Here is a 12,400-nt window from a genome sequence, read left to right as displayed (position 1 = left end):
AAATTACTAGCTTAAATTTAAAAAAGTTTACTAAAGAAGGTCGCTTTAGCGAATTTTTTATAATATATTTATTATATGTTTTAAAATAGGGCTATCTTTAATAATATCGTTGAAATTAAGTGGTAAACTCATTAAAGCATAGGATGGCTAGCCACTTAATCTAAACATTGTACTTTAACATAGCCTAAAATATAAATTGGTAGCTATATGAGGAGTAATAGATATGGATAAAAATAAGTTTTACACAAACAGAAGAAATATTGTAATATTAGCAACTTTATGCTGTGCTTTATGGGGGAGTGCTTATCCATCAATTAAGATTGGATATGGATTATTTCATGTAGGTGCTAATGACCTAGGCTCAAAGCTGACCTTTGCAGGTTATAGATTTACCTTAGCAGGAATTTTTGTGCTTTTACTTAGCTTACTTATGAAGAAAAACATATTTATTTTTTCAAAGAAACAATTTGGACAAGTTATATCACTTGGATTTCTTCAGACAGCACTTCAATACATATTTTTCTATATAGGAATGTCCTATACTACTGGTGTTAGAGGCTCAATTATAAATGGAACAGGAACCTTTGTTAGCATTATATTAGCTCACTTCATTTATAAAAATGATAAGCTTAACTTTAATAAAATACTTGGATGTATTGTAGGGTTTTCTGGCGTTATAATTGTAAACCTTAATGGGCAAGCTTCTGCTGGGGGAGCTTTTTCTTTCAGAGGTGAGGGATTTATAATGATTTCAGCAATTATATTTGCAGTTTCAGCTATATATGGAAAAAGAATAACTCAAAAGTCAGATCCATCTATAGTCACAGGGTATCAGTTATTTATTGGAGGGGTGATATTGACAATTTTAGGTCTTACGCTAGGGGGGAGATTGCAAGGCTTTAACTTGAAGTCTACAGGACTTTTAGTATATATGGCATTGCTTTCATCTGTAGCCTTTGCACTTTGGACACAGCTTTTAAACTACAATAAAGTAGGTTTGATATCAGTATTTAATTTCTTAGTACCTGTGTTTGGTACATTACTTTCAGCGTTGTCCTTAGGGGAAAATATATTTGATTTAAAGATATTAGTAGCGCTAATACTTGTATGCTACGGTATATTTTTAGTTTATAGAGTAAAGCAAAAGTAATGAATATATTTAAAATCAGGGTTTTTACTTATAAAAACCCTGACAAATACTAATCCACTCACATCCTTTACAGACTATAGAGAGCTTGTCTTGGCTTAAGATGTTTTTTTGCACTATTTGTTTAAAATCTGCCCACTGGATAACGTCGCCGAAATTTAAATTACATAAACTAAGGCAGGCTTTGTCATAATCTTCAGGTTTTTGTCCAGATAAGCAATTTCCTTGATTATTATTTGGACAAGAACTACAAATATTATCTGAAGCAGGTACTAAGGTTATTTCTATATTAGGTGTACTTTCAAGAACTTTAATTGTACCTTTCATATTATCAACAAACTCTTTGCTATATCCCTTTCCAACAAAATGCTGAATACAAAGGCCATGATGAGGTCTTAAATATATCATAGTTAACTCCTTTATTACTTTAATATGAAAACGAATCTTATTGATTGTAGGCTATAAGTAGCATGTTTATTAATAAAACTAGATATTCCAAGCCTATAATCTTAGAAATACTAAAAATAATTTTAACTATTAATGGCGCTTTTACTTGATAACTATATTATAACATGATATTTATACCTACAAATGTACTTAAGGCTTTACTGCTGTATAAACTTAATATAACTAATTTAATTAGATCACTGATAGAAACAGTGATTTTTTTTATGTATAGGAAACATAATATACTTGAACCTAATGTGATCATTTAGTTTGATTGAGGTAAGTGGCTTATATGTAGCTTGATCTAAATAGCTAGTATAAATTAACCTAAGGATTTAAGTATAAATATGGAGGTAAGCGGCAGAGATGGATAAAGAATATGTAAAGGGAGAGTGTTTCTTTACTAGAGCAAATAAGGTTATTAAACAGTATGAGTATTTAACAGAAGATATAGAAGCAGATGTAATAATAGTTGGAGGAGGTGTAACTGGAGCTATCTTAGGATACTATTTTTCTAAAAGTGGAGTAAATGCAGTTATCTTAGAGAAAGCAAGAATAGCCCATGGAAGTACTAGTATAACTACATCACTTCTTCAATATGAGCTTGATAGCAATGCAGAGAAATTAAAAAAAGATACTTCTTTGGAAAACATTATAAAGTCATACAAACTAGGCTTAGTAGCTTTAAATGAAATAGAGAAATTTATAGCTGAGCATGGGAACTACTGTGATTTTAAGCGGGTAGATAGCTTTTTGTATACAGCTAAAAATACAGATATTAAAGAAATAAGGGAAGAGTACAATCTTAGAAAGGAATATGGTTTTGATGTTGAATTTATAGATAAAGAAAGTAATCAATTTGGATTTGACGTGAAAGCAGGTGTGTTAAGTAAGAATGGAGGGGCAAAATTTGATCCCTATAGATTTACTCATAGCTTACTTGAAGCAGGTTTAAGTAAGGGCTTAAGGATATATGAAAATACAGAAGTAAGAAGAGTTGAGTATGAAGGTGATATTGTAAATGTGGAAACTGTTTATGGCTATAAAGTTAGAGGGAAAATTATAATTGTTGCAACAGGTTACAATACTAGTTTATTTACCAACAGGGATTTTGGGATTAAAACTACAACCTTCAATATAGTAACTAAGCCCATTGCTCAGATAGAAGAGCTATATAAAAACGTAATATTTAGAGATAATAAAGAGCCTTATAACTATTTTAGAACTACAGAAGATAACAGATTAATAATTGGAGGAGAAGATTTAGATTTCTTACATGGTATACCTAAGGAAGATATATGTAAGGAAAGTTATATAAAGCTGGAACAAAGGTTAAAAAATCTTTTCCCTAATCTACCGATAAACATAGATTACAGATATTGTGGAGCCTTTGCATCTACTAAAGATAACTTAGGCTTCTTAGGAAAGGATCCTAAAAATAATAAGCTTTGGTATTGTTTGGGGTACGGTGCCAATGGAATACTTTTTGCCATACTAGGCGGAATGATGCTCAGTAAGTTATATTTTGGAGAAACAGACGAGGATTTAAAGTTATTTAAAATCAATAGATATGATTGATAATCCACACATATTTTAACCACAATTCAACTGTACAATTAAATATATACCGCTTCAATTCGAAATCTATTTTTAGAACCCTCCGTCTTATTAGAGGAAAACTTTAAAATATAGATTTTCCATGAAGTGGTACATCTATATATATATTAGATAAAAATAAGATGTATTTTAATAAAGCTGGTTGAATTTACATTAGTATTATTAAACCATAAGTTATTAAGACTAATATAAACCTTTCGAAAATATTAATAACAATTTTAATTGAAATAAAAGTTTATTTAAACTTAATAATTATAGAGGTGGCATAGATTGGCTTTTATAGATATGTTAGTTATTAATCAGGAGCTAAAGGCTTATAGGCAAATAATAGATAAGATAAATGGCATAGTGCTGGTGTTTGACGTTGTAGGCAATATAGTAATGGTCAATAGTGAAGCTATGATAACCTACGGATATACAGAGAATGAGCTCTTATCAATGAATGTACTTGACGTAAGTACTCAAAGTACTATGGATCGCTTTTGGGATAAGTTTCACCAGGCACTTGAAAAAGAAATAGAGTTCGAATCCTATAATTATAAGAGGAATGGAGCTATATTTGCAGTAAGAATAAAGTCTTTTGGAATTAATATAAATGATATTGATTATGTTGTCAGTATTATTTCTGATGTCACTGATTCGAAAAGAAGTTATGATGAGATAAGATATTTATATTCCATATCAGAAGAAACTACAGATGCCATAATTGGAACAGATGTTGAAGGCATAATAAAAATATGGAACAGAAATGCAGAATGCATATATGGATTTTCAAAGGAAGAGGTTATAGGCAAAAACTTATTTATAGATATGTTTAATAAGTGTGGATATGATTACTTTAGCGAAGTATTAAAAGTATTTAAGGGAGAAAAAATTAAAGATTTTGAGATTATAGACCTAAGAAAAGATGGAAAGAAAATTTGTATATCTGTAACTGGCTCTGCTGTTTATAGTGATAATGACATAATAGGTACATTGTTCTTCATTAGAGATATAACGGATAGAATAATGCTAGTAGATAAATTAAACGAGAATCAGGAAAGATTAAGGATGGCCATTGAAGGAAGCCAATCTGGAGTATGGGACTTTAGTATTAATTCAGGAGAAGTATATTATTCCGAGGTTTTTGAAAAGATTCTTGGTTATGATAATGATGATTATCCCAGAGACTTAGAAAAATACATAATGACTATTCATCCTGACGATATAGATGCTGTAAGAAAAGCCATAGATGACGCTGTTTTGGGTGACTTTTTAAAGGTAGAACATAGGATGCGCAGAAAAGATGGAAAGTATGTATGGGTAAGCTCCATGGGGAAGGTTATTAATAATTTTGGAAGCAGTAATAATATTAGAATGGTTGGGCTTACAAAGGATATAACCTGGCAAAAAAAGCTCGAAGATAAACTAAGAGTTAATGAAGAACGATATAGGTTATTATATGGTTCTATGAGTCAAGGAGTAGCTTTAGGAGATGCTATTTACGATGATAATCACAACATAATTGATTGTAAATTTGTGAGCGTAAATAAAAGTTTTCAAGAAATCACTGGTACAGAAGCAGTGAAGTGCATAGGAAGGTCTTTGCTTCAGGTATTTCCTGAGTTAGAGGACTGGGTGTATAAGGGATATCAGAAGGCTACTGATAATGGGGTTTCACATTGTGCTCAATTCTATTGTGATTTTATACATAAGTATATTGACGTGCAGGCATATGAATTAAAAAATGGTCAAATTGCTATATTTGTGACCGACATAACTGATGCTGTATTAAAGGAGAATCAATTAAAAGATAACTTTAAGCAATTGCAGTTAGAAAAAGAAAAAGCCGAAAGGGCTAATCAAGCTAAGTCACAATTCTTAGCCAATATGAGTCATGAATTGAGAACTCCTATGAATGGAATATTAGGGATTGCACAATTGATGGAATTTACTGAGATAAATGAGGAACAGAAAGAATATATAAATATTTTAAAAACTTCTTCTAATCACTTACTGAAAATAATAAATGACTTACTAGATATATCTAAGATAGAGGCTGGAAAAGAAGTTATTAGTTTGGAAAAGTATAATTTTAGAGAATCTATTGAGATGATAATTCAGGAATTATCTATTACAGCCAGTGAAAAAAACTTGGAGGCATTGTATTATATAGATCCCTTGATAAGTGAAAAGGTAGAAGGAGATCAATTAAAGATACGGCAGATACTGCTTAATCTTATAAGTAATGCTGTCAAGTTTACAGAAAAGGGTCATATATATTTTAAAGTAAAGAGAGTATCAAATACTTCTGATAAAATTAAATTGCAATTTTCCATTGAAGACAGTGGTAGGGGGATAGCTTCTAGCTTTAGAGAGGATATATTTTGTTTATTCACACAGGAGGATAGTTCTTACACAAGAAAATACGGAGGAACTGGTCTGGGACTTGCAATTTCAAGAAAACTTGCTAATCTAATGGGTGGAGATATATGGTTTGAAAGTGAAGAAGGTAAAGGAAGCACCTTTTATTTTACTATAGAACTTTTAAGTGATGAAATTACTAAATCAAATTATTGTAAAGAACCTAATCCATTAATTAAAAAAGCAGACATGCCAAGTAATAGAAAGAATATCCTTGTTGCAGAAAATGATCCGATGAATGCATTAGTAATTGAACACTTCTTACAAAATCTTATGTATGAATATCATTGTGTAAAAGACGGTGAAGAGGTTTTGGTGTCTATGGATAAAAACAAATATGATATTATTTTGATGGATATTCAGATGCCTTTATTAGATGGATGTGAAACAACAAAGGTAATTAGATCAAAAGAGAGAGTATGTAATAAGCACATACCTATAATTGCCATGACAGCATATGCTATGGAAGGAGATAAGGAAAGATTCATAAGTTGTGGTATAGATGATTATCTATCTAAGCCTATAGATCTAGAAGCGCTTACAAATATTTTGAGAAGATATTTATAATCTTAAGTTTATATAGAATTTTCTTATAACGACTTAATTTTAATAGTGTCCAAAAACATAATAAAGATTATAAAAAGGCGTTTAGTATAATTTTAATTTGCTAAGCGTCTTTTTAAGCTATAAGAATATTAGGGTTTCAATTTAAAACTATTGTTAAAAGTATAGTAATATTATAAAAGTATATGAAAAATATTACATAAATTCATTTTAATAATATTATTTTACAAAAAACAAAGATTTTATTTAATAATGCATGTATAATATAAATAAAGCTACAAATTATTGAACGAACGATTAATCGTTAGTCTGAATTGATTAATTTAGGAGAGGATAGCGATGAGTGTAAGGTTAAAGACTTTAATAATATCTATAATGAGTTTTTTGCTTTTTGTTATTTTTACAAATGCTGTTTCCTATCAAGTTATTGATAAATATATTAATAAAATAGAAAATAAGACCGTAAATGATTCTTTTGATGTATTAACCTCAATACTAAATAAAGAGGAAAATAATATTAAAAGCACTTCTTTGGACTGGGCTCATTGGGATGAAACCTATAATTTCTTAGAGAACAAAAATGAAGAGTATATTAGACAAAACATAGTTGACAACACTATGCAGCAGCTTAAAGTAAGTTTTATTTATTACATAGATCAAAACAATGATTTGTTTTATAAGAAAACATATATGGTAGAAGACGAAGAAAGAACTGAAATAGAGAAAAAATTACTTAATAAAAGCTACCTAGGTAAGATAAACCCATTAAGCATAGAGGCAAAGGAAGGCATAGTAAGTAGTAATAATAAACTATATATAGTATCTATAGCACCAATTACCACTTCGGATGAAAGGTCAAAACCAAATGGTAAACTCATAATTGGTAGAGTTGCAGACAAGGAACTATTGAATTATATAAATACAATAAGTAAAAGTAATATAAAATTCTTAGATAAGTTGAGGGATTATAATAATAAAGATGAACTAACTATAAAAAACAATGGATATATTATTGCTTCTAAATTTTTGAAAGACATAAATGGTAATAATAGCATAGAAGTTACAATCGATATTGAGAGGTATTTATATAATATAGGGTTAAGTTATTTGATTATATTTGGAAGTTTGTACATATCAGCATTGCTTATAGTTTTGTTCTTAGATAGATTTGTATTAAATAGATTTGTATTAAAAAGACTTAAAGTATTGGATTCTTTTATTGGAGATATAAGAAGTAAGAAGGATACTAGCTCGAGAATTTTGCTTGATGGAAATGATGAGTTTAGTCATATAGCACAGTCTACTAATAGTATGCTAGAAGAACTAGCATTAGCTAATATCGATATCAAGGACATGAATGAAAGATTTACACTTGTAATGGAGGCAACAAAAGACGGATATTTTGATCTAAACATAGAGGAAAGTAGGCTCTATATAAATGAACAGTGGAAACAGGCTTTAGGATATGAAGCAGGAGATGACCGTGAATTATTTCATGAACATTTTTCGAAAATACATCCAGAATGCTTAGAGAACTTAAGAAGTAGATATGACGACATACTAAATAGAGGCGCTGATTTCTTTGATGTATCATATAGAATGTTTAATAATAGTGGAGATATAGTTTGGGTTTCTCAGCGTGGAAAGATTGTAGATAGAGATGGTAAAGGAAATCCTCTTAGATTGATAAGTGTATTGATTAATATAACGGAAAGAAAAAAGTATGAAGATGAAATATTATTCTTAAGCTATTCTGATAAATTGACGGGATTAAAAAATAGAACATATATGGAGAAAGAACTCGAAGAGCTTGATAGAAACCATTATGAGAAATACTTCTTAATAATGGGAGATGTAAATGGCTTAAAACTTATTAATGATGCACTAGGTCATAAAGAAGGAGATAAGTTAATATACAATGTAAGTAAAGAACTTAAGAGTCTTTGTAGTAATGATGATATTGTCTCACGCTGGGGAGGCGACGAATTTGTAATATTGATTAAAGATAAGAACAAGGAATATGTAGAGGAATTAATTACAAAAATAAAAGTTGCTTGTGATAGCATAAGAGACTTTCCTATAAATGTTAGCATTGCATTAGGTTATGCTAACATGGATGAAGAAAATATGGATTCAGAGGCTGTCATGAGCGTTGCAGAGAAAAGGATGTATAGAAATAAACTTATAGAGAAAAAGAGTACAAGAAATGCAGTTACAAGCTCATTATTAAGGACCTTACATGAGAAACACAGTGAAACTGAAGAACATACTATGAGAATTAAAGAAATGAGTTATAAACTAGGAACTAGATTAGGATTATCAAAGGATAAATTAGATGAATTAGAACTTTTAGGACTTCTTCATGATATAGGTAAAATAGGTATTCCAGAGCATATACTGCTAAAGCCTTCTAAGCTAACAAGCGATGAGTGGGAGGTTATGAAAACCCATACTGAAATAGGATATAGGATAGCAAAATCAACTCCTGAATTATCTCATATAGCAGATGAAATACTAGCTCACCATGAAAGATATGATGGGACAGGCTATCCTAATGGATGGAAGGCGGAAGAAATACCTCTCTTAGCTAGAATAATAAATGTTGTTGATTCTTTTGATGTAATGACTCATAAAAGAGAATACAAGGAAGCTAAGGATATTGATTATGCTGTTGAAGAATTAAGAAGATGTTCGTCAAAACAGTTTGATCCGATTTTAGTAGAGGAGTTTTTAAGGGTATTAGAGATGGAAGGTTTAATATAGTTATAAAAAGTAATTTAAACAGCATATTGGAATACTGAAAAGTGCTAGAATCACCATAGGGTTTAAACTAATTTTTACTGAACCCTATGGTTAAGTTCCAGTAAAATTGACAATATATTTGACGAGATCCATCTGTAGTAATATAGCAATTATAAAACTTTAATTGTTTGTGGGAAAGCTAAGATTATTATGAAATTTTACATATATTACTTAAATATTTATGGTATAATTTTCAATATACCTATGAGAATTATGCCATAAATATTTATAGTTTTAGGAAAAGAGTCGAATTTGGGGGCGCGGCTATGAACAAATTATGCAAAACTAAAAACTATACGATTTACAAAACAATTTTCACCTATATAATTTATTCAATATTGATTTCTCTAATATTAGCTTTTATAATTTGGAAAGGATATTGGGTAAAAGATAAAGAGATAATTCATTCAATTCTAGAAATAATAACTGCAGTAGTTGGTGTGGCTATATTCTTAATCGTTTGGTACCAGATTGAGATGGACAATGAAGTAAACATAATACTAGGATTCGGATTTTTAATTGTAGCAATTTTAGATTTAATACACGCTCACTATTATAAATATCTCATATTAAATGATATTATAAATTCAAATCTAACCATAAGATACTGGATTTTAGCACGTCTAATACAGATGATGACCTTATTAGTATTCTCTTATAAACCTTTCACAAAAAATAATAATAGATATGTAGGTTTAATTATTACTATATTCAGCGGAATTGTAGTTTTCTATCTATCTAGGCTTGGTTATGGGGATATCCCTGCTTTATACGATGAAAAAGGTATTACTTTCTTTAAGATATTGCTAGAGTTATTAGTTATAGGATTAGCTTTATTTACACTAAAAAAATTAAGTATTAGACTGGAAGAAAATTATTTAGTGAGGTTTACCTATATATTTCTCTGTGTCGCTATGATAATTCCATCTGAGGCATGTCTTGCATTATATAAAGATACAAACTCTTTTTTTATGGTATTAGGTCATATAATGAAGATCGTAAGTTATTACTTCCTTTATAAGGGAGTATTTTCAAGTGTAATAAGATACCCTTATGTTAGGATGATGGAGACCAACCAAAGGTTAGCAGATATTCTTAACGCTGTTCCAATGCCTATCCATACCTATGATAATGATAATAAAATTGACTTTGTGAATGACAAGTTTGTAGAATTATTTAAGTGTTCTAAAGAAAAGGTTGTAGGTATTAGTGACAATAAGCTATTAGAGATTCTACCAAGATTGGGTGAAGAAGAAGAGACCATTGCTGATATTGTAAAAAAATGCGAAAAGGAAGTAAATAATCTTATTAGAACCTATGTTAATGCAGATAAAGAACTTGTAAGAGTCATCGTAAACGCATGTAAAATAAAGAATGGAGTTCTTGTATTACTTAAGGATGTAAAGCAAGAGCAGGAAATAGACAATCTGCATTTGCAGACTCAAGTAATCTTGAATTCTATATCAGCCCCTATAATGATTTTAGATGCTAATGAGAAGATAACGGCTTATAATGAGCATTACAGTGATTTGTTTGAAATACAAAGTAGAAGTCTTTTGGGACTAAGTTTGGAAGAATTTAAAGAAAGTGTTGGGTTCAATGAAACAAGTTTTTCTGAGGTGACAGAAGATGGAAAAGTAGTAGGCAAAATATATGAAGGATCAATATTTTTTGAGGATAACTTGAAGAGAGAAATAGGTGGAACCTGCTCTATGATACGAAATATAGACGATGAAAAAATTGGAGCTGTTTGTATCTTCAGAGATATAACTCAAGAAAAAGAGAAGCAGCAAAAATTGATCAATCAAGAAAAACTAGCAACTATAGGGCAGATGGGAGCAACAATAATCCATGAAACTAGAAATTTCTTGACGACTATTAAAGGCAGTAGTCAGCTAATTGAACTTTATGCAAATGATATAAGGATAAAGGAATACGCAAAAAAGATTAATATTAGTACAGATGAAGTAAATAGAATAATAAGTGGTTTCCTAAGTTTATCTAAGCCAAAAGAAACAGAATTTTTAGAGGTAGCTTTTATTGATTTAATTGGATCTATGAGAGGAATACTTGAGACATCTTCTCTTATGAGAGGTGTTGAGCTAATTTTAGATTTAAAATACGATGAAAGATATGTACTTTGTGATGAGACTCAAATTAGACAAGTCATGCTTAATATATGTAAGAATGCTGTAGAAGCTATGGATAACTCAAAGCATCCAGTTTTACTTATAAAAAGTGGAATAAGAGAAGCAAATAAAGAAATATTCATAAGTGTAGCCGACAATGGAAATGGAATACCTAAAGACATGGTGAAAAAGATAGGAACACCATTTCTATCTACTAAGAAAAATGGAACGGGACTAGGATTAAGTGCGTGTTTTAATATAATAGAGGAGCATAAGGGAAGGATAGAGGTTGAAAGTGAACTTGGGATAGGAACTACATTTACAATCATAATTCCATATATCGAAGAAGATTTGGATGATATAGTTTAATAAGTAAAAAATCTTGCTGAAGAAGAATGCTTCAGCAAGATTTTTTATAAGTCATAGTAGACTATTTAGCTCTATAATATCCAACTATCTTCTTCACTTTTCCCCAGTAACTACCGTATTTAGCTATTGCAACTCCTGTACTAGTTTGAGAGCCTATAAATTGGGTGCTGTCTATATATATACCAGCATGTCCCTCGGAGAAAATTACTATATCGCCTTTTTGGGGAGTGGATACCTTTGTCAACTGACTCGGGTAAGAGCTTGGATGGCTTGACCAATCTGAAGCTGTCATATAAGTGAATGGAACACCAGCTTCCTTATAAATAGTATTTATAAAATGGGAGCAGTCTATACCGCTCTTGCTGTTTCCTCCTAGTTTATAAGGTGTACCTATCCATGCCTCAGCTTTACTAACTATGGTATTTCCACTAACAGCTTTTGAAGATATTAAAGGATTAGGAGTTGTGTAATTGCTTATATTAAAGGTATAACTTAACTGCTTGTCCGATATTGAGCCTTTAGTTAGCTCAGATGCATGCACGGTATTAGATGGCATCATTGAAGCATAAATTCCTAAAGTACAAAGTGCTGTTGCTACTAAAATCTTAAATTTCATACAATCACCTCTTGAAAAAATTGGAATCGGCCGATGTGATTATTATACATAATATGGAAAAAGATTGTCAATGATGTTAACATAAAGTTAACGAAGTAAAGTAGGATTAGTTATATAAATCTTATTTATAACGTTCAGTTCTGCTACATAGAAATTTATTAGGTGTATAAGACTGAGGATAAATATGGTTATAAGGACTAAATACAATAGCAGCTTGAATGCTATAGAAGTGGTTATTGTAGTATTTTGTAATAAAAATGCGAATAAAATCAATTGATTTATGCAAGCGTATGCACAATAATTGTC

General features: G+C 30.3%; 7 protein-coding genes. 5 read left to right on the top strand and 2 right to left on the bottom strand.

The window, feature by feature from the left end:
• The first annotated feature begins 223 nt into the window (after window positions 1–223).
• Entirely contained in the window at window positions 224–1,150 is a 927-nt protein-coding gene (locus GXK57_RS14150) for a DMT family transporter (RefSeq protein WP_160677575.1), read from the top strand.
• A 24-nt stretch (window positions 1,151–1,174) separates the two neighbouring features.
• Here the strand turns inward: GXK57_RS14150 and GXK57_RS14145 are convergent, their stop codons facing one another.
• Window positions 1,175–1,555 (bottom strand): DUF1284 domain-containing protein, encoded by a 381-nt coding sequence (locus GXK57_RS14145; RefSeq protein ID WP_160677572.1) that lies wholly within the window; start codon window positions 1,553–1,555, stop codon window positions 1,175–1,177.
• Window positions 1,556–1,960: 405 nt separating this feature from the next.
• On the opposite strand from GXK57_RS14145, the gene GXK57_RS14140 reads away from it, so the two are divergent.
• The 4 genes from GXK57_RS14140 (at window position 1,961) to GXK57_RS14125 (ending at window position 11,478) form a co-directional block, all read left to right on the top strand.
• Window positions 1,961–3,172 carry an FAD-dependent oxidoreductase gene (locus tag GXK57_RS14140; protein ID WP_160677569.1) on the top strand — a complete coding sequence of 404 codons (1,212 nt, stop codon included), beginning with the start codon at window positions 1,961–1,963 and terminating at the stop codon, window positions 3,170–3,172.
• Between the two features lie 309 nt (window positions 3,173–3,481).
• Window positions 3,482–6,181 (top strand): PAS domain S-box protein, encoded by a 2,700-nt coding sequence (locus tag GXK57_RS14135; protein WP_160677566.1) that lies wholly within the window; start codon window positions 3,482–3,484, stop codon window positions 6,179–6,181.
• A gap of 336 nt (window positions 6,182–6,517) precedes the next feature.
• Window positions 6,518–8,941: an HD domain-containing phosphohydrolase gene (locus GXK57_RS14130; protein ID WP_160677563.1), complete on the top strand. Its 2,424-nt coding sequence runs from the start codon at window positions 6,518–6,520 to the stop codon at window positions 8,939–8,941.
• Between the two features lie 305 nt (window positions 8,942–9,246).
• On the top strand, window positions 9,247–11,478 hold the full coding sequence (locus GXK57_RS14125) for an MASE3 domain-containing protein (RefSeq protein WP_160677560.1): 2,232 nt from the start codon (window positions 9,247–9,249) through the stop codon (window positions 11,476–11,478).
• A gap of 61 nt (window positions 11,479–11,539) precedes the next feature.
• Here the strand turns inward: GXK57_RS14125 and GXK57_RS14120 are convergent, their stop codons facing one another.
• A complete protein-coding gene (locus tag GXK57_RS14120; RefSeq protein WP_160677557.1) occupies window positions 11,540–12,094 on the bottom strand; it encodes an NlpC/P60 family protein in 555 nt (184 codons plus the stop codon).
• Window positions 12,095–12,400: the final 306 nt, after the last annotated feature.

Origin of the sequence: Clostridium sp. C8-1-8, from assembly GCF_009928445.1 — a bacterium.
Lineage (GTDB): Bacteria > Bacillota > Clostridia > Clostridiales > Clostridiaceae > Clostridium_AR.
Note: the sequence above shows the minus strand (reverse complement) of the source record. Positions and strands in the feature narration are given on the sequence as shown.